The 20,850-nt window shown below is 63.6% G+C and carries 21 protein-coding genes and 1 pseudogene; 13 read left to right on the top strand and 9 right to left on the bottom strand.

Annotated elements, in window-relative coordinates; genetic code table 11:
• The first annotated feature begins 75 nt into the window (after window positions 1-75).
• The 6 genes from CW305_RS09910 (at window position 76) to glpD (ending at window position 8,609) form a co-directional block, all read left to right on the top strand.
• Complete coding sequence (locus CW305_RS09910; RefSeq protein WP_104097785.1) at window positions 76-2,436, top strand: SUV3 family DEAD/DEAH box RNA helicase; 2,361 nt, start codon at window positions 76-78, stop codon at window positions 2,434-2,436.
• A gap of 75 nt (window positions 2,437-2,511) precedes the next feature.
• Entirely contained in the window at window positions 2,512-3,276 is a 765-nt protein-coding gene (locus tag CW305_RS09905; protein ID WP_104097784.1) for a YoaK family protein, read from the top strand.
• A 233-nt stretch (window positions 3,277-3,509) separates the two neighbouring features.
• The gene (locus CW305_RS09900; protein WP_104097783.1) at window positions 3,510-4,391 is read left to right on the top strand and encodes an MIP/aquaporin family protein; all 882 of its coding nucleotides are present in this window, start codon (window positions 3,510-3,512) and stop codon (window positions 4,389-4,391) included.
• Window positions 4,392-4,403: 12 nt separating this feature from the next.
• Window positions 4,404-5,912 (top strand): glycerol kinase GlpK, encoded by a 1,509-nt coding sequence (glpK, locus tag CW305_RS09895; protein ID WP_104097782.1) that lies wholly within the window; start codon window positions 4,404-4,406, stop codon window positions 5,910-5,912.
• A gap of 133 nt (window positions 5,913-6,045) precedes the next feature.
• Window positions 6,046-6,804 carry a DeoR family transcriptional regulator gene (locus CW305_RS09890; protein WP_104097781.1) on the top strand — a complete coding sequence of 253 codons (759 nt, stop codon included), beginning with the start codon at window positions 6,046-6,048 and terminating at the stop codon, window positions 6,802-6,804.
• Between the two features lie 269 nt (window positions 6,805-7,073).
• Window positions 7,074-8,609, top strand: coding sequence for a glycerol-3-phosphate dehydrogenase (gene glpD / locus CW305_RS09885; protein ID WP_104097780.1), 1,536 nt, complete (start codon window positions 7,074-7,076; stop codon window positions 8,607-8,609).
• Between the two features lie 9 nt (window positions 8,610-8,618).
• Here glpD and CW305_RS09880 read toward each other — a convergent pair whose 3' ends face one another.
• The gene (locus CW305_RS09880; protein ID WP_023443783.1) at window positions 8,619-8,906 is read right to left on the bottom strand and encodes a cell division protein ZapA; all 288 of its coding nucleotides are present in this window, start codon (window positions 8,904-8,906) and stop codon (window positions 8,619-8,621) included.
• Entirely contained in the window at window positions 8,903-9,130 is a 228-nt protein-coding gene (locus tag CW305_RS09875; RefSeq protein WP_044314139.1) for a hypothetical protein, read from the bottom strand. Before CW305_RS09875 ends, CW305_RS09880 begins: the two co-directional genes overlap by 4 nt.
• Before the next feature lie 154 nt (window positions 9,131-9,284).
• On the opposite strand from CW305_RS09875, the gene CW305_RS09870 reads away from it, so the two are divergent.
• On the top strand, window positions 9,285-9,566 hold the full coding sequence (locus CW305_RS09870; protein WP_104097779.1) for a peptidylprolyl isomerase: 282 nt from the start codon (window positions 9,285-9,287) through the stop codon (window positions 9,564-9,566).
• A gap of 96 nt (window positions 9,567-9,662) precedes the next feature.
• On the opposite strand, the gene CW305_RS09865 is transcribed toward CW305_RS09870, so the two are convergent.
• Window positions 9,663-11,258, bottom strand: coding sequence for a methyl-accepting chemotaxis protein (locus tag CW305_RS09865; RefSeq protein WP_104097778.1), 1,596 nt, complete (start codon window positions 11,256-11,258; stop codon window positions 9,663-9,665).
• A 296-nt stretch (window positions 11,259-11,554) separates the two neighbouring features.
• Here CW305_RS09865 and CW305_RS09860 point away from each other — a divergent pair, with 296 nt between their 5' ends.
• A complete protein-coding gene (locus tag CW305_RS09860) occupies window positions 11,555-11,923 on the top strand; it encodes a SpoIIAA family protein (protein WP_003299292.1) in 369 nt (122 codons plus the stop codon).
• Window positions 11,924-12,020: 97 nt separating this feature from the next.
• Window positions 12,021-12,480: pseudogene (locus tag CW305_RS09855) on the top strand (DUF3597 domain-containing protein).
• A 39-nt stretch (window positions 12,481-12,519) separates the two neighbouring features.
• Here the strand turns inward: CW305_RS09855 and CW305_RS09850 are convergent.
• From CW305_RS09850 to CW305_RS09840, 3 genes are all read right to left on the bottom strand, one after another.
• On the bottom strand, window positions 12,520-12,933 hold the full coding sequence (locus tag CW305_RS09850) for an HPF/RaiA family ribosome-associated protein (protein WP_014819948.1): 414 nt from the start codon (window positions 12,931-12,933) through the stop codon (window positions 12,520-12,522).
• 311 nt (window positions 12,934-13,244) lie between these two features.
• Complete coding sequence (locus CW305_RS09845) at window positions 13,245-13,505, bottom strand: hypothetical protein (RefSeq protein WP_014819947.1); 261 nt, start codon at window positions 13,503-13,505, stop codon at window positions 13,245-13,247.
• 187 nt (window positions 13,506-13,692) lie between these two features.
• Window positions 13,693-14,511: an inositol monophosphatase family protein gene (locus CW305_RS09840; RefSeq protein WP_104097777.1), complete on the bottom strand. Its 819-nt coding sequence runs from the start codon at window positions 14,509-14,511 to the stop codon at window positions 13,693-13,695.
• A 396-nt stretch (window positions 14,512-14,907) separates the two neighbouring features.
• Between CW305_RS09840 and CW305_RS09835 the strand changes: the two genes are divergently transcribed.
• Entirely contained in the window at window positions 14,908-15,303 is a 396-nt protein-coding gene (locus CW305_RS09835; protein WP_104097776.1) for a DUF3597 domain-containing protein, read from the top strand.
• A 56-nt stretch (window positions 15,304-15,359) separates the two neighbouring features.
• Here the strand turns inward: CW305_RS09835 and CW305_RS09830 are convergent, their stop codons facing one another.
• A complete protein-coding gene (locus tag CW305_RS09830) occupies window positions 15,360-15,596 on the bottom strand; it encodes a DUF2789 domain-containing protein (protein ID WP_014819944.1) in 237 nt (78 codons plus the stop codon).
• A 117-nt stretch (window positions 15,597-15,713) separates the two neighbouring features.
• Between CW305_RS09830 and CW305_RS09825 the strand changes: the two genes are divergently transcribed.
• Entirely contained in the window at window positions 15,714-16,646 is a 933-nt protein-coding gene (locus tag CW305_RS09825; protein WP_104097775.1) for a 2-hydroxyacid dehydrogenase, read from the top strand.
• Between the two features lie 34 nt (window positions 16,647-16,680).
• Here the strand turns inward: CW305_RS09825 and CW305_RS09820 are convergent, their stop codons facing one another.
• Both CW305_RS09820 and dgt read right to left on the bottom strand, forming a co-directional pair.
• Window positions 16,681-17,889 carry an ammonium transporter gene (locus CW305_RS09820; protein ID WP_041013574.1) on the bottom strand — a complete coding sequence of 403 codons (1,209 nt, stop codon included), beginning with the start codon at window positions 17,887-17,889 and terminating at the stop codon, window positions 16,681-16,683.
• A 280-nt stretch (window positions 17,890-18,169) separates the two neighbouring features.
• The gene (dgt, locus tag CW305_RS09815; protein ID WP_104097774.1) at window positions 18,170-19,666 is read right to left on the bottom strand and encodes a dGTPase; all 1,497 of its coding nucleotides are present in this window, start codon (window positions 19,664-19,666) and stop codon (window positions 18,170-18,172) included.
• Between the two features lie 107 nt (window positions 19,667-19,773).
• Between dgt and CW305_RS09810 the strand changes: the two genes are divergently transcribed.
• Window positions 19,774-19,971 carry a hypothetical protein gene (locus CW305_RS09810; RefSeq protein WP_041013572.1) on the top strand — a complete coding sequence of 66 codons (198 nt, stop codon included), beginning with the start codon at window positions 19,774-19,776 and terminating at the stop codon, window positions 19,969-19,971.
• Entirely contained in the window at window positions 19,968-20,681 is a 714-nt protein-coding gene (locus tag CW305_RS09805; protein WP_104097773.1) for an MOSC domain-containing protein, read from the top strand. Before CW305_RS09810 ends, CW305_RS09805 begins: the two co-directional genes overlap by 4 nt.
• Window positions 20,682-20,850 lie beyond the last annotated feature (169 nt).

Genomic DNA, 20,850 nt, shown 5'->3' with positions numbered 1-20,850 from the left:
AAGGCGCACAGTCTGGCGAGCAAACGAGCGCAACGCGAGTCGTACAAAGAAGACTGATCAGCAAAGGTGTCGATCATGGCCAAGACCGGGGGCAAGCAGTTCAAATCCATCAGGCTCGAACGTCTGGCGCGCTTCCTCGACTGGGCAACGGCGCGATATCCGGAATTCACCGCGAAGAAGCATCACCAGGAAAAGTGGTTCACCCCGTACGTCGGCTATCCCATCGTCGGATTGGCTCGCGCGGCCAAAGCGTTCTGGTTGGGGCTGCATGGGCAGGCGGTGGATGAACTGCTGGCGGCACCTGCTGCAGACGAGTTGCTCGATCGGGTCGTCAGCCGTGACCTCGGCGAGATCCACTGCAGCGTGGATGTGTTCGGCAGCGAGAAGACCTTCAGCCTGGGCTCGCCGGTCCATCTGCTGGAGCCGGACTGGGCGCTGCGTCTGGACGATAGCCCGCGGCGCGACGATTTCGCCGACAACCTGAAACAGGCCGTGCAGCGCTATGTGCGCAATCGGCTGCAGGTGCTCGAACGGCCCTTCGCCGAAATGGACGAGGACGAGCGGCAGCGGTGTCTGGCGCGCATCCGCCCAGAACTGCCACGGGTCGATGAATTTCTGCCGCACGCCGTCGCCACGCTCAACGAGATCCGCCACGAGCTGCGCTACCTGGTGCCGTTGCAACACGGCAGTCTCGTGGTCGAACTGCAGCGCCGTATCCCGGCCGGTCAGGATCACCTGCTCAGCGTGGCGGAAGTCGAGGCGTGGAAGCGCCAGGATCGCGACGAGCTGCAGGCCACTTTCGAACGCATGCTCGAGCTGGCCGGCGATTTCGACCTGCAGCTGCTCGGTCACAAGCGACTTACCGAACTCCTCACCCTCGAACCCGGCCGCATGCGCAAGGCGATTCGCGCCGCCCGCCGCGAGCATGAGGAGAAGATGGCGTTCGCCGTGCTGCTGGAGAACAACCCGCGCTTCGTCCACTACCACAAGCTCTACCCGGCCCGGCGCCTGACGCGGCGCTGGATCGCCCTGCTCGGCCCGACCAACAGCGGCAAGACGCATCGATCCATCGAGGCGATGGCCGCCGCCGAGCATGGCATCTACCTGTCGCCGCTGCGCCTGATGGCGCTGGAAAATCAGGAGCGTATCGAATCCATGGGCGTGCCCTGCTCGCTGGTCACCGGCGAGGAAGAAATCATCCGCGAAGGCGCCACACACTTCTGCTGCACCGTGGAGGAGTTTGCCCGCTTCCGCCACCAGCACTGGGATGTGGTGGTGGTCGACGAAGTACAGATGATGGCCGACCCGCAACGTGGCTGGGCCTGGGTCGATGCGCTGGTCAGCGCCCATACGCCGAAGCTGATGATGACCGGCCCGGCGCTGATCGAGCCATCGCTGCGCACGCTCTGCGAACTCTGCGAGGACCAGCTGCAGGTGCAGCGCACCAAGCGCCTGTCGCCAGTGGAGGTGGCCAGGCACGCCACCACGCTGGAGCGCCTGGAGCCCGGCTCGCTGCTGGTGGCGTTCAGCCGCAAGCTGGTGCTGGAGCTCAAGGGCATGCTCGAGAGTGCCAGCAAAAGCGTCTCGGTGGTCTACGGTGCGCTCTCACCCGAGGTGCGTCGCGAGCAGGCGCGGCGCTTCCGCGAAGGCGAGGCGGACATCATGGTCGCCACCGACGCGGTGGGCATGGGCCTCAACCTGCCAGCGCACACGCTGTGTTTCTATACCGATGAGAAATTCGACGGCATCCAGAATCGCCAGCTCAAGGTGCAGGAGGTCAAGCAGATCGGCGGCCGCGCCGGGCGCTTCGGTCACCACGACAGCGGCGAGATCACCGCACTCGACCCGCAGACGCTCAAGTCCATCCGCCGCCTGTTCAACAGCCCGGATGCGCCGGTGGACCTGAATCAGTTCCAGGTGCGCCCGTCCATCGATCACCTGTCCGCCATTTCCGAACTGATGGGCGAGCCGAGCCTGCTGCGGTCCTGGCTGACCTTCAACCGCAACATCAACTACGGCGAGGCGTTCATATCGGTACTGCCGGACGAACTGGCCGAGTGGATCGAGCTGATCGACGATCCGAAGATTCCGCTGTGGCTGCGCTGGACCTTCGCCTGCACGCCGATTCGCGGCGGCTTCGACAGCCCGGCCAGCCAGCATGCACAGCGCTGGATCAAACGGGTCGCCGAAGGCCACGCCATCCCGATGCCCAAGCTGCTGCTCGGCAGCGACCTGGCCAGCCTGGAAAGCACCCTGCATGTGGTGGAAACCTACCTGCATCTGGCCCGCAGCCTGCCCGAGCACTTCCCCGAACACGAGGATGGTGAAGACGCCCGCCAGCTGCTCAACGACGCCATCACCCGCGAACTGTCGCGCCAGCGCAAGCCGCGGGCTGCAAGACGTGGTGGCGGGCGCAAAGCGGGACGGCGACGCTGAGCATGGTCGCCGGCGACCATCCCACCCGATCGGGCGCTTTATAATCGCCGCTTTGCTGCCGAGCGCGAGCCTGCCATGCCGATCAACTATGCCCGCCGCCTGACCGACCGTCGTCGGTCCGCCCATGGCAATCGTCAGCTCGGCCTGTGCCTCGCCTTCGTCGCCGGAGCCGCCAATGCCGGCGGGTTCATCGCCGTCCAGCAGTACACCTCGCACATGACCGGTATCGTGTCGGCCATGGCCGACAACCTCGCCCTCGGGGCCATCGATCTGGCGCTGGCTGGCTTCGGCGCCCTGCTCTCGTTCGTCCTTGGCGCCATCTGCTCGACGCTGATGATCAACTTCTCGCGGCGCCGCCGCCTGCACAGCCAGTACGCCCTGCCGCTGGCGCTGGAAGCCTCGCTGTTGCTGCTGTTCGGCATCCTCGGCGCACGGCTGATGACGGTTCCGGGTTTCTTCGTGCCGCTGACCGTGGTGCTGCTGTGCTTCATCATGGGCCTGCAGAACGCGATCATCACCAAGCTTTCCAACGCCGAGGTGCGCACCACCCATATCACCGGCATGGTGACCGACATCGGCATCGAGCTCGGGCGGCTGATTTACTTCAACCGCAAGCATGACGACGACCTGCCCCCAGTTCGGGCCAATCGACAGCGCCTGCGCACCAACCTGCTGATGGTGATGAGCTTCTTCGTTGGCGGCTTGAGCGGCGCCGTCGGCTTCAAGCATTTCGGCTTTCTTGCCACGGTGCCGCTGGCCGCCTTGCTGTTGGCACTGGCGCTGGTGCCAATGGCCGACGATCTGCTGCTCGGCTGGCGTCTCTGGCGGCGTCGGCGCTAAGACACCGACGGTTTCCAACGCCATCCAGGTCGGCAAGGCTTCATCGGTCACGGCGAAGACTCGGGACCGCGGCGACAGCAAGCACCCTCATTTGTTCCCGCAGCTCGCCCGTAAAATGTTCGAATTTTTACTTTGACAGCTGCATTCTTTGCCTCTAAGTTTTCGTTTCCGAACAATTCCGAACCAACGCAGTGCTCGGAATAAAACAAAAACAAACGAACGAGGCTCCGCGCATGAGTACGCCCATCGTCCCGACGCTCAAGGGACAATGCATCGCCGAATTTCTCGGCACTGCCCTGCTTATCTTCTTCGGTACTGGCTGCGTCGCAGCGCTCAAGCTCGGCGGTGCCGACCTGGGGCTGTGGGAAATCAGCATCATCTGGGGCATCGGCGTTTCGATGGCGGTGTACCTGGCCGCCGGCGTCTCCGGTGCCCATCTGAACCCGGCCGTCACTATCGCCCTGTGGCTGTTCGGTACCTTCGAGCGGCACCGCGTTCCGGCCTACATCCTGGCGCAGGTGGCCGGCGCCTTCTGTTCCGCAGCATTGGTCTACGGGCTGTACAGCAGCCTGTTTTTCGATTTCGAACAGGCCCAGCAGATGGTTCGCGGCAGTGTCGAGAGCCTCGAACTCGCGTCGATCTTCTCCACCTACCCGCACGCCTCGCTGTCCTTCGGCCAGGCGTTTCTGGTGGAGGTGGTCATCACTGCCATCCTGCTGGGGATGATCATGGCCATCACCGACGACGGCAACGGCTTGCCAAGCGGCCCGCTGGCTCCCCTGCTGATCGGCCTGCTGATCGCCGTGATCGGCGGCGCAATGGGACCGCTGACCGGCTTTGCGATGAATCCCGCTCGGGATTTTGGGCCTAAACTGATGACCTTCTTTGCCGGCTGGGGTGACGTGGCCTTCACCGGTGGGCGAGACATCCCGTATTTCCTCGTCCCGATCTTCGCCCCGATTCTCGGCGCCTGCCTCGGCGCCGCAGGCTACAAGGCACTTATCTGCCGGCACCTGCCAGGGGTTGGCTCGGCCGCCTGCGATGTACCAGAACCCAAGGAAAAGGCCTCTGCCGAAATGCGCGCAGCCCAGCCCGACATCAGCAAAGTTCGCTAAGGAAACGTCGCCATGAGCAATCAGAACAAGCAATTCGTCGTCGCCCTCGACCAGGGCACCACCAGTTCCCGCGCCATCGTGCTGGACCGCAACGCCAACGTGGTGACCATCGCCCAGCGCGAATTCGCGCAGATCTACCCGCAACCGAGCTGGGTCGAGCACGATCCCATGGAGATCTGGGCGACCCAGAGCGGCGTGTTCGTCGAAGCCCTGGCCCAGGCCGGCATCACCAACGAGCAGGTGGCGGCGATCGGCATCACCAACCAGCGCGAGACCGCCATCGTCTGGGACAAGATCACTGGCCGGCCGATCTATAACGCCATCGTTTGGCAGAGCCGCCAGAGCACGCCGATCTGCGACCAGCTCAAGCGCGACGGGATGAACGATCACATCCGCCAGACCACCGGACTGGTGATCGACCCCTACTTCTCCGGCACAAAGATCAAGTGGATTCTCGATCACGTCGAGGGCAGCCGCGAGCGCGCCCGCCGTGGCGAGCTCCTGTTCGGCACCGTCGACTGCTGGCTGATCTGGAAGATGACCCAGGGCAAGGCCCACGTCACCGACTACACCAACGCCTCGCGCACCATGCTCTTCGACATCCACAAGCTGGACTGGGACCCAGTGATGCTCGAAGCGCTGGATATCCCCCGCGAAATGCTGCCAGAGGTGCGCTCGTCGTCGGAGATCTACGGCCACGCCTACATCGGCTCCGGGCAGAGCACCGGCATTCCCATCGCCGGTATCGCCGGCGACCAGCAGGCCGCGCTGTTCGGCCAGATGTGCGTCGAGCCGGGCCAGGCCAAGAACACCTACGGCACCGGCTGCTTCCTGCTGATGAACACCGGCACCAAGGCGGTGCAATCCGAACATGGCCTGCTGACGACCATCGCCTGCGGACCGCGTGGCGAAGTGAACTACGCACTGGAAGGCGCCATCTTCAATGGTGGCTCCACCGTGCAGTGGCTGCGTGACGAGCTGAAGGTGCTCAACGAGTCGCTGGATTCGGAATACTTCGCCACCAAGGTGCCGAACAGCAACGGCATTTACCTGGTGCCGGCGTTCACCGGCCTTGGCGCGCCCTATTGGGACCCGCGTGCCCGTGGCGCACTGTTTGGCCTGACCCGCGGGGTCAAGGTTGATCACCTGATCCGAGCAGCATTGGAATCCATCGCTTACCAGACCCGCGACGTGCTCGATGCCATGCAGCAGGATGCCGGCGAGCGCCTGCGCGCCCTGCGCGTGGACGGCGGCGCAGTGGCCAACAACTTCCTCATGCAGTTCCAGGCCGACCTGCTCGGCACCCAGGTCGAACGCCCGCAGATGAAGGAAACCACCGCCCTCGGAGCGGCCTACCTGGCCGGGCTGGCGACCGGTTTCTGGAGCGATCTCGACGAGTTGCGCAGCAAGAGCAGCATCGAGCGGGTGTTCGAACCGGCGTGCGGAAGCGAACAGCGCGAAGCGCTCTATCGCGGCTGGCAGAAGGCGGTCGACCGTACGCGCAACTGGGCCGAGGACTGATCCGACGGACAACAGGCCTGCCTCTGGAGGCGTTCGGAGACAGGCCTGGCATGTGCGAATTCGAACAGCCGGCGCTTTAATCGAACGCCAGACTACGGCATGCTTCCCGCACAACAGCGAACAAGGAAGCCTCATGAGCCTGGCGCCCCGACAGCAGAACATTCTGGAACTCGTGCGCGAGCGCGGCTACGTGAGCATCGACGAGCTGGCACGGCACTTCGCCGTCACGCCGCAAACCATCCGCCGCGACATCAACCAGCTCGGCGACGCCGGCCTGCTCCGGCGCTACCACGGCGGCGCGGCCTACGATTCCAGCGTGCAGAACACCGCCTACAGCCAGCGCGCGCACCAGATGCGCGACGAGAAACTGCGTATCGCCGCCGCCATGGCCGCGCGCATCCCCGACCAGGCTTCGCTGTTCATCAATATCGGCACCACCACCGAGGCGATCGCCCGCGCCCTGCTCAACCACCGTGACCTGAAGATCATCACCAATGATCTGCACGTGGCGAGCATTCTCAGCACCAAGGAAGACTTCGATGTGCTGATCGCCGGCGGCAACGTACGCAGCGACGGCGGCGTGGTGGGCCAGGCCACCGCCGATTTCATCAGCCAGTTCAAGGTCGATTTCGCCCTGATCGGCATCAGCGGTATCGACGAGGACGGCACCCTGCTCGACTTCGATTATCAGGAAGTGCGCGTCTCCCAGGCGATCATCCATAACGCGCGCAAGGTCTTCCTCGCCGCGGACTCCAGCAAATTCGGCCGCAGCGCCATGACGCGCCTGGGCTCGCTGGAACAGATCGACTGCCTGTTCACCGACTCGGCACCTTCCGAGGTGTTCGCCGAGCTGCTGTCCCGCCACAAGGTGCAGCTGGAGATAGCCGAGTAGTTGGGCGGCAGTTCGTTTCGCAGACAACTCCGCTTCGATAGTTAAGACAGAACGCTCGTAACGAATTCGAGCCCTTGCGGGCAGGCGAAATCTGACGGCGATCGGGATAACAGCAGCACAACAGTCGAAACAGCGACATTCAATCAGAAACCCAGCGTTCGAATATTTTCCTTTTTATCTATTTTCGAACATTTTTTCTTTCGTACGGATTCTTTTGCGAATAACATGTTCAAAACCGAACATGACCTTTCGTTTTCGAGGAGAAGCCCGTGCCCCATTCCGCTCAGCCCGTCTCCGAGCTTTATGACGTCGCCGTGATCGGCGGCGGTATCAATGGCGTCGGCATCGCTGCCGATGCCGCCGGCCGCGGGCTGTCGGTGTTCCTTTGCGAACGCGACGATCTGGCCAGCCATACGTCGTCGGCCAGCAGCAAGCTCATTCACGGTGGCCTGCGCTATCTGGAGCACTACGAATTCCGCCTCGTCCGCGAGGCGCTGGCCGAGCGTGAAGTGCTGCTGGCCAAGGCGCCGCATATCGTCAAGCCGATGCGCTTCGTCCTACCTCACCGTCCTCACCTGCGTCCGGCGTGGATGATCCGCGCCGGCCTGTTCCTCTACGACAACCTGGGCATGCGCAAGAAGCTGCCAGCTTCGCGGGGCCTGCGTTTCGGCAGTGAGAGCCCCCTGGAGCCAGCCATCACCCGCGGCTTCGAATACTCCGACTGCTGGGTTGACGACGCGCGGCTGGTAGTGCTCAACGCCATGGCGGCGCGGGAGAAAGGCGCGCATATCCATACCCGCACCCAATGCCTGAGCGCCAAGCGTGCTGGCGGCATCTGGCACGTCGAGCTGCAGCGTGAGAACGGCAGCCGCTTCTCACTAAAGGCCAAGGCACTGGTCAATGCGGCCGGTCCCTGGGTCGCACAGTTCATCGGCGAAAACCTGCAGCAGCGCTCACCCTACGGCATACGCCTGATCCAGGGCAGCCACATCATCGTGCCCAAGCTGTATGAAGGTGAGCAGGCCTACATCATGCAGAACGAGGATCGGCGCATCGTTTTCGCCATCCCCTATCTGGACCGTTACACCATGATCGGCACCACCGATCGCGAGTACCGTGGCGACCCGGCCAAGGTGAGCATCAGCGAGGAAGAGGTCGCCTACGTATTGGGCGTGGCCAACACGCATTTTCGCAAGCAACTCGAGCCCAGGGACATCGTGCATACCTTCGCCGGCGTCCGGCCGCTATGCGACGACGAATCGGATAACCCGTCGGCTGTCACCCGCGACTACACCTTGTCGTTGGCGGCGGAAGAAAAGCAGGCACCGCTGCTTTCGGTGTTTGGCGGCAAGCTGACCACCTATCGCAAGCTCGCCGAGTCGGCGATGGCGCAGCTCAAGCCGTTCTTCCCGGCTATGGGTGAAAGCTGGACGGCGCTAGCGGCACTGCCTGGCGGTGAAGGCATGAGCACGGCCGATGCACTCACCGAAGAGCTGGTGGCCAAGGTACAGGGGCTGAAACTGCCGCTGGCCAAGCGCTGGGCAACCCTCTACGGCAATCGGGTATGGCGCATGCTGGGCGAAGCGCGCTCGCTCGATGCACTGGGCGAAGACCTCGGCCAGCAGCTGTATGCGCAGGAAGTCGACTACCTGCGGCGCGAAGAGTGGGCAACCCAGGTGGATGACATCCTCTGGCGCCGCACCAAACTCGGGCTGGCCTTCAGCGAGCCGGAAAAGGCTCGCCTGCAGCGTTACCTGACAGAGCGCCCGGTCAGCGAAACCACGCGCAGCAGCGACGCAGCCTGAGGCAGCCGCTCAGCCCTGCGCCGCGAGCTGCTGATTGATACGGGCGACGCTGGCGGCGATGCGTTGCTCGACATCCTGCATCTGCTCGTTCTGTTGCAGCAGCGGCACGCAGAGATTCAGTGCGGTCAGCACCAGTAGCTTGTCGCCCGTGGCGTTGGGAAACTGCCGCTGGCTGTCGGCCAGATGCTGCTGCAGCAAGGCCGCCGCCTCCTGCAGCAGAGCGTCCTGGCTGGGCGGCGCGCGGAACGAGTATTCGCGGCCGAATACCCTGAGCACCTGAACGCCATCCGCCGTCATGCGGCGCTACTGCCAGCTGCACGTTCCACCAGCGCCTGCAGCCGCGCCAGGGTAGCGCCCTGCCTGTCTTCCTGCTCCAGCGCAGCCAGTTGCAGATTGTCGTTTTCCTCACGCGCCTGCTGCAGCTGCTGCTCGAGCAAGACACAGTGCTCGCTCAGGTTCTGGTTGCGTTGCAGCAGATCATTGATGACGTTTTCAAGTTGCGCAAGGGTGGTATCAAGCATGGAGCGTTTTCCGGGTCCGATGAAAAAGCGCGCGAGAGTACCCGAAAGGAAGGCCGCCGGGGGCCTTCATTAAGCCTTCAATGCCACGCGGTCCGGTCGCCAATGCCACCGGTTTGCGGTAGCCTCGGCAGCCTATTTGAAGAGGAGAGTCCCCATGGCACGCGCTACCGCCCGCCACATCCTGGTTTCCACCGAAGCCAAGTGCAACGAACTGAAAGCCGCTATCGAAGGCGGTGCCGACTTCGCCGAGGTCGCCAAGGAAAACTCCAGCTGCCCATCCAGCCGTCAGGGCGGCGACCTGGGTTCATTCGGCCCGGGTCAGATGGTCATGGAATTCGACACCGTCGTATTCAGCGCCCCGCTCAATCAGGTGCAAGGCCCGGTGAAGACCCAGTTCGGCTATCACCTGCTGGAAGTGACCAGCCGTCAGGACTGATTACCCCCAGTCCCCGCCCCTCATGGGCGGGGATGCCCTAGCGCCGGACAGGCGCCCTCCGCCAGCATTCCCCTCCCCCGATTCACGCCGACCTGATCACGCCTCGAGACGGAAACGCCCGGTCAGTGCCTTGAGGCCTTTCATGCTCTGCATGATGGTATTGCCCGACGCAGCCGTGTCGTGGGTAACCCCGGCAGCCTGATCGGCGACCTGAGCGATGCGCGTCAGCGACTGGTTCATGTCCTCGGCCACCTGCGACTGCTCCTCGGCCGCCGTAGCGATCTGATTGGTCATGCCGCGGATGGTCTGCACCGCGCCGACGATCTGCCCCAGCGCATGCTGCGCCGCTTCGATCTGGGTGAGCGTCACCGAGCTGCTCTGACGCGACGCATCCATGGCCGTACCCGCGCGGGTGGCCTGGCTCTGCAAGCGCTCGACCAGCACGCTGACCTCCTTGGCCGAGCTCTGCGTGCGGCTGGCCAGGCTGCGGACTTCGTCGGCAACCACCGCGAAACCGCGGCCCTGCTCGCCAGCACGCGCCGCCTCGATGGCCGCATTCAGCGCCAGCAGGTTGGTCTGCTCGGCGATCCCGCTGATCACGTTCAGCACCTTGCCGATCTCGTGACTGTCCTGCACCAGCTGCTGCATCACATCGGACAGGCTGTCGACATGACCGCTCAAGGTGCGGATGGCGCCGACCGACTCATTCATCACCGCGCTGCCAGAGTTGGTCTCCTGCTCAGCGACATCTGCGGCATTGGCGGCCTCGACCGTGCTGCGCGCGACTTCCTGGGAGGTGGCGAGCATTTCGTTCATGGCGGTGGCGACCTGATCGATCTCGGCTTGCTGCCCCTCGACGTTGCGCGCGCTGTCCCCGGCCAGATCCGCCATGCGCACGCATTGGCCATCGGCTTCGTCAGCGGCCAGACGCACACCGCGGATCATCTCTCCAACCTGCCCCAGCAGGCGGTTGTACGCCAGGGTGATCATGCCCATCTCGTCATCGGCGTGCCGCACCTGCAGCGGCGCGGAAAAGTCGCCCTGGCTGACCCTCTCCAGACGCCCCCGCAGCTCGTCGATCTGCAGCATCAGCCAGTTCATGCCGGCGACCCGTCCCAGCACGACCATCAGCAGGATGCACAGGGTCGAACCCAGGGCGACCCAGAGCTGCTGCGACGCGCTGCGGTTGGCTTCAGCGGAAATCAGCAGCACCACTTCGTTGGAAGCGGCAAGGATGTCGTTTGAGTCGGTGGCAATGGCGTTCACGTCAGCGCTCTGACCTGCGGCCAGTGCCTGTACGGCGGGCCGATAACGCTGCCAGATCTGATCGACGCGCTGCAGGTGCGGTTGTGCACTAGTCAGCTCCACCGGTGCGATGCCCTGGGCGCGGTCGCCGTTGAGCAGCAGCCGATGCGACTGCTCGAAGCGTTGGATGGTCTTGTCGACGGCGGTCTTGTCGCCGACGCCCTGCGCCGCCAGCAGCGCTTCCTTCATCATCTTCTGGCTGAGCATGCGCTGGGCTCCGGCCATGTCGATCTGGCTGGCGTCTTTGGCGGACATGAACAGCACAGCGGCAGTCAGGGCCGCACACAGGAAGATCAGGCTGTAGGAGAAGAAGAACTGATGGTTGATGGTGCGCAGACCCAGTCCGCGCAAAAGGGACTGAATGACGTTCGCCAAGGTGCTGGTCATGGGGGTATCCACTACAGGGAGAGAAAGCGATGCCAGCGTCGAATGGCGTCGCAGCTAACACTGTTCTCGGCGGCGCCAGGGGCAACTTGATACCGTTTATCAACTATCTGCAAGCCGCGCCATTGCTGGCTTTGCGCGCCTTTGTTGGCGCTCACGCAACGCAGCCCCACGCACTGACGCAGATCAACGAAAACGGCACTTGCGCACCTGTTTTTTTGGCCCGGTCGCGACGCAGCGTCTATGGTCAGGTATGCGGGGTAACTCGCATAAAACACAGATCAATCGAGGGTCTGCGCATGTTTCACGTATCGCGCCGAGGCGAAAACCGCATCGATATCGACTTCTCCGGCAAATTGGACAGTCAGGCCATGCGCGCTGCGCTGGATGACCTGCTGTTTAAATCCGAAGGTATCAGCCATGGCCGCATGCTCTATCGCATCGGCGACTTCGACCTGCCTACGCTCGGCGCCGTCGGCGTGGAGCTGTCACGGCTTCCGCATTTGTTCCGCTTCATACGTCGTTTCGATCGCTGCGCGGTGGTCGCCGGCAAGGAATGGCTGCGCAAGGCCAGCGAGGTGGAAGGCGCGCTGATCCCCGGGCTGACCATCAAGGCCTTCGACCTGCACCAGGAAGCCGAAGCCAGCGCCTGGCTGGAGCACGGCTGAGGGGCCACGCCAGGCCGACAATTACCCGACCTGCGGGAGCGAATGGTCTGTCCTGGGTTGCTGTCGAATATGGACATCAACAGTCAGGAGAACGGACATGGGACTTTTCGATACGATCAAGGCCAAGCTCGGCCTGGGTGATGCTTCCAACGAGGCGCAACAAGGCTGATGCACCACCAGCCGACGCCACCCGCTCGAGCGCCGAGGGCATCACGCTAGGAGAAAGGCCTACCGCCACCGACAACGCGACTATCGCGCCGCACCAGGACTTGAATCAGTCATCAGCCACGACGAGTGGCGTGGATGTGGTGGCACAACTGGAAGCCAAGGCGGCGGCACACCCGGAAGCGCTGAACTGGCGCACCTCGATCGTCGATCTGCTGAAGTTGCTCGGGCTGGACAGCAGCCTGGAAGCACGCCGGGAGCTTGCTACGGAACTAGGCTGCCCGCCGGCAGAGATGGCGGACTCGGCGCAGATGAACATGTGGCTGCACCGGGCGGTGATGAAGAAGCTTGCCGAAAATGGCGGCAGGATTCCGCCGGAATTGCTGCACTAGATGTGTGAAGGGCCTTCCGAGGAAGGCCCTTGCTTACGGTTATGAATTGCGGACCTGCTCGTCCGCGAGGAAATCTTCCTCCAAGAGCGCGTCACGCTCGGCCACCGCGCCATCGATCATCTGCGGCTGGGCTCCGGAGCGCTTGCTACGCAACTTGCCAAACTGGTGAGCGAGCGCATTGTTCAGCTTGTCCACCGCGCCGTCGATCGCCAACTCCAGCGATTCGGCCTTGTGGGTGACGGAGATCGGCTGCAGCCCCTTCGGCCGCGCTTCGATCTGGCAGCGCTTGTCATGGGCGCCGGCCTTGTCACCGTTTTCGTCGTTGAGGTGCACGACGACGCGTGTCAGCTCGTCGTCGAACCGGTCCAGCCTGCTTGCGACACTGGCACTGACCCAATCAGCCAGACGGGCACTGCCTTCGATGTGGTTATCGCTGTGAACCTGGATTTGCATAAGTCGTCCTTACTTCCGCTTATGAGCACCACCGTTTCCGGTGGCTTGGTGATAGCTATGCCACCGTTTCACTTATTAAGCAACGGGCAAAATGCCGCCGAAGCTGTCCTGCCCGTCAGCACTTTTCGCTTTGCTATCCGAAACTTAGCCGGTTCGCCGGCGTTCCTGCCGCAAACGGTACAGATTCGTGCGCTGACAACTGTGAAGAGAATTGTGTGTGCAGGTGACGCATGCTGCACGCCCATCTGACGCGCTCAAGGCATGCGTCGGACGATGGACATCCGACGCATGAAAAGACGCTTCGAGCAGTGCTAGGCGGCCTTCTGGAACAGCTCGCGGCCGTGATCGAGATGCTGATCGACCAGCCACTTGCCATGGGCGATGGACAGTCGCTGGGCCTTTTCCAGCTCATCCATGAACGCATGCTCGAGCGGTAGCGGCATACGGCGAGTCACGTGCCCGGCGGGATCGGTAATCCGGCAACCGCCAGCCCAGGGTGTCGGAGTGCCGGGATATTCCATCACCTCGGCGGTGATGAGGTGGTCGCGGTGGGTGCATTGCATCATGGTCATGATCGTTACCTCGCTTCTCTGCGGGCAGCCATCAGATCACGCAGGTTGGCTCAGGCTGATGGGCCGCCGATTGTTCCCCCCTGATGAACAGGGCCGTTTCGCCGGCCCCAGCGCGTCAGAACGGTATAGCACAGGCTGCCCGACTCGGGTCTGGCAGTGCACGGTCGACTGACGAACGCGCAACGCCTCAGCCATCCAGCGAAGGGCCGATCAGCTCGGCCAGCTGTCGATACACGCCGGGCGCCGCCACCAGATAGGGGTTACCCCTGAGCAGCCCATCGTTGCGGAAGAAATCGTTGCGCAGCCCGCCCGCCTCGGCCACCAGCACCAGCCCGGCCAAGCAATCCCAGCTCTTGAGTTCGGTCTCGTAGTAACCGATCAGTCGCCCTGCGGCGACGTAAGCCGTCATCAGCGCGCCGGAGCCATTGCGGATGAACATGCCGCCTTCGGACAGCAGCTTTTCCAGAAACGGAATGAAATGCTCCTTGCCGCGCGGATGAAAGGTGCCCGCGCCGGTCAGGCCATCACGCACATGGCTGGCGGCGCTGGCCGTGATGGGCGTCTCGTTGACATAGGCACCGCGGCCGAGACAGCCATGGAAGAGTTCGTCATGGTTGGGGTCGGCGATCGCGCCGATGTGGGGTTCCCCGTCGATCAGCAGCCCGATGGAAACGCACCAGTTGTGCAGACCGTTGACGAAACAGGCGGTGCCGTCGATGGGATCGATCACCCACACACAGCGGGCCTTGAGGTCGGCCGAGCCGCTTTCCTCGCCGAGAAAGCCGTCCTGCGGGAAGCGCTCGGCCAGGCGTGCGCGAATGAAGTCTTCGATGTTTTTGTCGGCGATGCTGACCACATCCTGCCGGTCGCTGCCCTTGTGCTCGACATCCAGCGTCTCGCGTTGCCGATAGAAATCCATGCCCAGCTGCGCGGCTTCCAGTGCGAGGCTCCTGGCACAGGCGTAGCGGGCATCGATATCGAGGTCTTGCTGGGTCGACTCGCTCATGATCGGTTCCTGAAACAAAAGCGGCATTCTAGTGGACTGTTTGGTGAGTTGGTTGAGGCAAGTTCGGATGAGCAGGGCTCCGAGACAAGGCGCTGCAACGAGAGTCATAGCGGGGCTATGGCAAGCAGCAACGCAGTATCGGGGGGCATGAGCGCCGGAATTGACCATCTGAACGTGCCAAACAGGCCACTCGAGATGCACCTGTTACAGCACGAGCGATGCAGGGGGGTCGGCTGAGCAAGACCATGAATGACACCAGCCACACAGCCCCCCAAGGCCCAATTCACCCACGCCACTCGCCGGAAAGCCCCGTTCAGTACGGAGGCGACGAATCGATACACGCGCGGTCCTAACCTGCGAGCCACGGCTCATCACTCACGCAGACAGGAGACTCCCATGGGCTTGTTCAACTCGATACTGGAAAAGATCGGCCTCGGCCAGGCGCATGCCGCACCTGACAGCACCGCGCCCACCACACCACCCGAAGCCTCGACAGGCGGTGCCAGCGCACCCACAGGCCCTGCGGTCGACCAGGTGGACGTTGCGGCCAAGCTCGACGGCATGGCGCAGAACCATCCGGAGAAGCTCAACTGGCGCACGTCCATCGTCGATCTGTTGAAGTTGCTCGGCCTGGACAGCAGCCTCACCGTGCGCAAGGAACTGGCCACCGAGCTGGGTTGCCCGGCTGACAAGATGGGGGATTCGGCGCAGATGAACATGTGGTTGCACAAGGCGGTGCTGAACAAACTGGCCGAGAATGGCGGCAACGTACCAGCCGATCTGCTGGACTGATCTGCCTCGAGGGGCGACAGGCGAGCTGCAGCGATTGCGGCAGCTCGCGCTGGTGATCAATGCTCGTGCATGCGCACGTTCAGCTCGTCGACAATCGGCGCCCACTCCGCATCCTCGACCCACTCATCGCGCAGCAGCGCGCGCTGCGACTCGTTCCAGACCGGCGCATCGGCCAGCCGAACGTCTTCCGGCAGGTGCCCATGCTTGCCGATGAATGCATCGATACTCGCCGGGTCTGACGCCAGACCCAGCTGCTCGAACAGAGTACCGAGGTCTTTGTTGGGTAGTTCCATGATGTTCTCCTTAGGCTCGTCAACAGGCTGAAAGGCGCGTCGCGCGTTCCGCTACTTGCCTATTCAGAGACTCTGCGGCTGACTACAGTTCCGCCTGGACCGATGAGGAATGACTGCATGGACATCCTGCTCTGCGGCAGCTTCGACGATAACGAGCGCGACGCCTGGCTCGCAGAGCTGCAGCGCGCCTTGCCGCAAGCCCGCTGGCACCTGTCCGCGACGGCGGAGAACGCGGGGCTGATCACCGCGGCGGTGGTCGCGAACCCACCCGCGGGATTGCTGCAAGGCTTGCCCAACCTGCGGCTGATCCAGTCGCTCTGGGCCGGCGTGGACCGCCTGCTCAGCGACCCGAGCCTGCCGGACGTGCCGGTGGCACGCATGGTCGATCCGGCCATGAGCGCGGCCATGGCCGAAACTGCGTTGTGGGCAACACTCTCGCTGCATCGGGGTTTCTACGATTACGCCCGGCAGCAGCACGCCTGCGATTGGCGGCAACTGCCGCAGCGGCGGGCTGACGAAATCCAGGTGACGCTGCTGGGCATGGGCCAGATGGGCCGGACATGTGCCCAGCGCTTGGTCACCCAGGGCTACCGCGTGACCGGCTGGAAGCTTCGCAGCGGCGCTGCCGAGGGCGTCGCGCTGGAGCACGGTATGGATGCCCTCTGGCCGCTGCTGGCATGCAGCGACATCGTCATCAACCTGCTGCCACTGACGCCACAGACTGGCGATCTGCTGGACCGGCGTTTCTTCGAAGCTCTGCGCCCCGGCGCCGGGCTGGTCAACCTCGCACGGGGCGGGCACCTGGTCGAGGCTGATCTGCTGCAGGCGCTCGAATGTGGCCAGGTCGGCCATGCGGTGCTCGACGTGTTTCGCAGCGAGCCGCTGCCGGCAGAGCATCCGTTCTGGAAGCATCCACAGGTGACCGTGCTGCCCCACATCGCAGCCGCAACGGACATGCGCAGCGCGGCCCGGATCGTCGCCGCTAACCTGCAAGCGCTGCGTGACGGCGAACCGCTGCATGATCTGGTGGAGCGCAGCCGCGGCTACTGAGCGAGACTGCGACAACCCGGCATAAACAAGCGGCTCAATCCTGGCTGAGCGCGCCGATCCGGTGGATGGAAAGATCGGCGCCGTTGAACTCTTCCTCCTGGCTCAGGCGAATACCTGTGGTCAGCTTGAGCAGGCCGTAGACGCCGAAGCCGCCGAGTAGCGCCACCAGCATGCCCATGCCGCTGCCGATCACCTGACTGATCAGGCTCACGCCGCCCAGACCGCCCAGCGCGGACTGGCCGAAGATGCCGCAGGCCACCCCGCCCCAGATCCCGCACAGGCCGTGCAGTGGCCAGACACCCAGCACATCATCGATCTTCCAGCGATTCTGCGTAGCAGTGAACGTCCAGACGAACAATGCTCCGGCGATCGCACCAGTAGCCAGTGCGCCGACCGGATGCATCAGATCGGAGCCGGCACAGACCGCCACCAGGCCAGCCAGCGGGCCGTTGTGCAGGAAGCCCGGGTCGTTGCGCCCGGCGAGCCATGCCGCTGCAGTTCCCCCAACCATCGCCATCAACGAATTCACCGCAACCAGCCCGCTGATACCCTCGATGGTCTGCGCGCTCATGACGTTGAAGCCGAACCAGCCGACGATGAGAATCCACGAGCCCAGCGCCAGGAACGGAATGTTCGACGGCGCGAAGGCCACCAGCCTGCCGTCCCGGTAGCGACCGTTGCGCCGCCCCAGCAGCACTACCGCGCCGAACGCCAGCCAGCCGCCCATGGCGTGCACCACCACGGAGCCGGCGAAATCATGGAAGGACGCACCGAACTGGTGCTCGAGCCAGCCCTGGAAGCCGAAATTGCCGTTCCAGATAAGGCCCTCGAAGAACGGATAGACGAACGCGACGATCAGCAGCGTGGCGCACAGCTGCGGGCCGAACCGCGCGCGCTCGGCGATACCGCCGGAGATGATCGCCGGAATGGCCGCGGCGAAGGTCAGCAGGAAGAAGAACTTCACCAGCGCGTAGCCGTGGTCCACCACCAGCTGATCGGCCGGCTGCATGAAGGTCACGCCATAGGCGACCCAGTAGCCGATGAAGAAATACGCCAGGGTCGACACTGCGAAGTCGGTGATGATCTTCGATAACGCGTTGACCTGATTCTTCAGACGTACCGTACCGACTTCGAGAAAGGCGAAGCCGGCGTGCATGGCCAGCACCATCACCGCGCCCATCAGGATGAACAGGGTATTCGAACCGTGGACCAGGGTTTCCACGGCGCTGTTGAGGTTTTCCATGGGTTACTACAGCCTCAGCGGATAAATCGCACCAAAACGGTTATCTCCGCCAGACGCATGCACCGAGATGCATCACCGCGCCATGTCGGGCCACCGTCACCTGCAGCCGGAGCTTGCTTGCAGCGAGACGCTGAAGCGCCATGAAACCTTTGATATCAACAGGTTAAGGAAACTACCGGAAATCCGTCATGCGCCATTGCGGGGCTCGCACGACGACTGCTGCACCAAGCAAAAGCAAGGCGCGTACCAAGCGCAGCGGCAGTTCTGGTGCAGCGCACCCTCAGAGGGCGGAAAGGGCCCGATACTCGTCCTGAGCCAGTTGGTCGGTCATGCCGCTGATGTAGTCCTGCAGCATCCGGTTGCGGTAGTAGAACTCCCACAGAGGCCAATCCGCCGATTGCTCAGCATGCTCCTTGAGCGCTTCGTGGTAGGCCTTGACCAGCTGGTTGGGCAGGCGTCGAGCCAGCATCTGCAGGTGAGGTTCGCTGCGGCAGGTGCCGAGGCTGAGTGCATCGAACACGGTGGCCGGCACGCGCAGCAGCGGCGCATAGAAGTCGAGCAGGCCCTGGAGAATGCGATAGCCCTGCAGTTGCAACGTTTCCACCTCGCGGTGGCAGAACACGTGCTCCATCGCGACATCCTTGAAGGTCTGCACGATGGCGTTGGGCAGGCTGTCGTCCTCCAGCAACGCGCGATCCAGGGTGCCGTGATAAACCGCGTCGATGTTGTCGATGAACTGCCGCGCAGCGTGCTGCACCAGCGGGTGGATCATGTTCACCCGCAGCCAGATGAAGAACTCGCCGGCCTTGTTGATCGGCTCCTTCTGTGCGCGTTCCAGCGCATAGTTGACCATGCCCCGGAAACTGCGCTCCGGACCCGGCACCGGGGCATCGACCGAACCATGCAGCGCGAACTTGGCGAGCAGCAGCTGCGCCAGCTGTTCGATGCTGAAGATGCCCTTCTCCACCGAATCCTCGATGTCGGCAAGGCAATAGGCGATGTCGTCGGCGGCCTCCATCACGTAGGCCAGCGGGTGACGCCTGCACGGCTGCAGATCGAGCGCCGCCTGCAGCGCACGCACGAAGGGTTCCTCGGACAGATAGAAGCCGGGCTTCTTCAGCAGGTAGGCGCCTGGGGTGCCCTTCGCGGGCTTGGCCTGATAGGCCGGACGGACGTACTTGAGCAGTCCGGCGGTCTGCGTATAGGTCAGGTTGAGGCGTTGCAGCGAGACCACCAGGCGAACCGCCTGGGCATTGCCTTCGAAGTGCTTGAGATCGACCAGCATCCGTTTGCGCAGCTCGGCATCGCCCTGCCCCGGCGTCACGGCGGCCGTGAACAGCGCGTCGAGATTGCGCTCGAACCACTCGCCGATGGCGTACTCGCCGAAATGGCCGAACGGCGGATTGCCGATATCGTGCATCAGGCAGGTCATCTCGACCAGGCTCTGCAACGCCGGCTCGAGTCCGTCCAGGCCGAACTCCGCGGCGCGGTGGCCGAGCTGCTTATACAGGGTGCGAACGATGAAACGGCCGGTCTGCTGCACTTCCAGCGAATGGGTGAGGCGGCTGCGCACCGCGGCATTGCGCTCCAGCGGAAACACCTGCGTCTTCTGCTGCAAGCGGCGCACCGCGGCCGAGTTGATGATGCGCCCGCGATCGCTCTCCAGCTGGTCCAGCACTGCGTCGAGGCTGCCATCGCTGGCCCGCAGGCCCGCCTCGGCCTTGCCATAGGGGCGCTGGCGGGAGATTTTGTGCTTGAAGTTCATGGACACCGGCATGCATCGTTCTCGCGGCGCAAAAAGAATAGCCATCGAGCCTAACGCGAGCGTTCCGGGTTTACCATCGCTGCCCCTTTCATCGCCGAGTACGGCGACGGAGACGATTCGTGAGTCGAGCAGATTTTCATCAGAACAATGCCGAGCGCGCCCGCGCCGAAGCCCAACGCCTGCTGGACCAGCAAGCGGCCCTGGGCTCGCGCTGGCTGGCCTGGGTTGCCACCGAGCTGTATCAGCTCAGCCCACCGGAATACACCGCCATGGTCCGCCGCGAACTGGAACAGCTCAACCGAGCACAGCAGCCGTGACCCAGCAGGCGCCACGCACCTTGCTCGGAGCCTGGACCGTCGACGGCCCATTGCTGTGCCGTCAGTTTTCGCCGCTGCCGGATAGTCGCAGAGCCACCGCCATGGACAAGCAAGCCAGCGACGGCCCGTTGTGGCTGGGCCTGGATGGCCTGCAGGGTGATCGGATCGCCGATCGGCGTTTTCATGGCGGGCCGGATCGCAGCCTCTGCCACTACCCGACCCAGCATTATCAGTATTGGTCGCAGCGCTTCCCGCCGCTGCGCGCGCGGCTTGTTCTCGGCGCCTTCGGTGAGAACCTAGGTAGCCAGGCGCTCGACGAAGAGCAGGTATGCATCGGCGATCTTCTTCGCTGGGGCACCGCGCTGATCGAGATCAGTCAGCCGCGCTCGCCCTGCATCAGGCTGGACAACCGTCACGGTGTGCGTGGCCTGGCACGGGAGCTGTCGGCGAGCGGCCGCACCGGCTGGCTCTATCGGACCATCGAGCCAGGCACCGTGCGCCCTGGTGAAACGTTGCAGTTGCTCGAGCGCCCGCACCCGCAGATCAGCGTCGCGCACCTGTGGCGCTGCTTTCTCGATCAGAACCTGACTGAAGACAACCTGCAGCAACTGGCGAAGCTGCCGCGTCTGGCCATGCATTATCGGGCGATTTTCCGCCAGCGTTACGACGCCCTTCGCGCCCAGCGCGACCAGCACAGCCTGTTCGACTGATACCTCGGGGCTGTTCCCGTTTCGTGCGCGGCAAATGGCGCCATACAGCGTTGTGGGACTTGGCAAGGGAACCACCATTACCTGCGTCCCGCGCCTGCGGAACGCTGTCCGGCCATGGCGCTATTTGGCGCAGCAACGCGGCTTGCGACGAAACGGGAACAGACCCTAA

It is taken from the genome of Stutzerimonas kunmingensis, from assembly GCF_002929225.1.
Classification (GTDB): Bacteria; Pseudomonadota; Gammaproteobacteria; order Pseudomonadales; family Pseudomonadaceae; genus Stutzerimonas.
Note: the sequence above shows the minus strand (reverse complement) of the source record. Positions and strands in the feature narration are given on the sequence as shown.

Bases quoted from the DNA above. Each gene is read 5' to 3' on its own strand.
- CW305_RS09910 (WP_104097785.1), top strand. From the start codon at position 76: ATGGCCAAGACCGGGGGCAAGCAGTTCAAATCCATCAGGCTCGAACGT.
- CW305_RS09905 (WP_104097784.1), top strand. From the start codon at position 2,512: ATGCCGATCAACTATGCCCGCCGCCTGACCGACCGTCGTCGGTCCGCC.
- CW305_RS09900 (WP_104097783.1), top strand. From the start codon at position 3,510: ATGAGTACGCCCATCGTCCCGACGCTCAAGGGACAATGCATCGCCGAA.
- glpK (WP_104097782.1), top strand. From the start codon at position 4,404: ATGAGCAATCAGAACAAGCAATTCGTCGTCGCCCTCGACCAGGGCACC.
- CW305_RS09890 (WP_104097781.1), top strand. From the start codon at position 6,046: ATGAGCCTGGCGCCCCGACAGCAGAACATTCTGGAACTCGTGCGCGAG.
- CW305_RS09880 (WP_023443783.1), bottom strand. From the start codon at position 8,906: ATGACGGCGGATGGCGTTCAGGTGCTCAGGGTATTCGGCCGCGAATAC.
- CW305_RS09875 (WP_044314139.1), bottom strand. From the start codon at position 9,130: ATGCTTGATACCACCCTTGCGCAACTTGAAAACGTCATCAATGATCTG.
- CW305_RS09870 (WP_104097779.1), top strand. From the start codon at position 9,285: ATGGCACGCGCTACCGCCCGCCACATCCTGGTTTCCACCGAAGCCAAG.
- CW305_RS09865 (WP_104097778.1), bottom strand. From the start codon at position 11,258: ATGACCAGCACCTTGGCGAACGTCATTCAGTCCCTTTTGCGCGGACTG.
- CW305_RS09860 (WP_003299292.1), top strand. From the start codon at position 11,555: ATGTTTCACGTATCGCGCCGAGGCGAAAACCGCATCGATATCGACTTC.
- CW305_RS09850 (WP_014819948.1), bottom strand. From the start codon at position 12,933: ATGCAAATCCAGGTTCACAGCGATAACCACATCGAAGGCAGTGCCCGT.
- CW305_RS09845 (WP_014819947.1), bottom strand. From the start codon at position 13,505: ATGACCATGATGCAATGCACCCACCGCGACCACCTCATCACCGCCGAG.
- CW305_RS09840 (WP_104097777.1), bottom strand. From the start codon at position 14,511: ATGAGCGAGTCGACCCAGCAAGACCTCGATATCGATGCCCGCTACGCC.
- CW305_RS09835 (WP_104097776.1), top strand. From the start codon at position 14,908: ATGGGCTTGTTCAACTCGATACTGGAAAAGATCGGCCTCGGCCAGGCG.
- CW305_RS09830 (WP_014819944.1), bottom strand. From the start codon at position 15,596: ATGGAACTACCCAACAAAGACCTCGGTACTCTGTTCGAGCAGCTGGGT.
- CW305_RS09825 (WP_104097775.1), top strand. From the start codon at position 15,714: ATGGACATCCTGCTCTGCGGCAGCTTCGACGATAACGAGCGCGACGCC.
- CW305_RS09820 (WP_041013574.1), bottom strand. From the start codon at position 17,889: ATGGAAAACCTCAACAGCGCCGTGGAAACCCTGGTCCACGGTTCGAAT.
- dgt (WP_104097774.1), bottom strand. From the start codon at position 19,666: ATGCCGGTGTCCATGAACTTCAAGCACAAAATCTCCCGCCAGCGCCCC.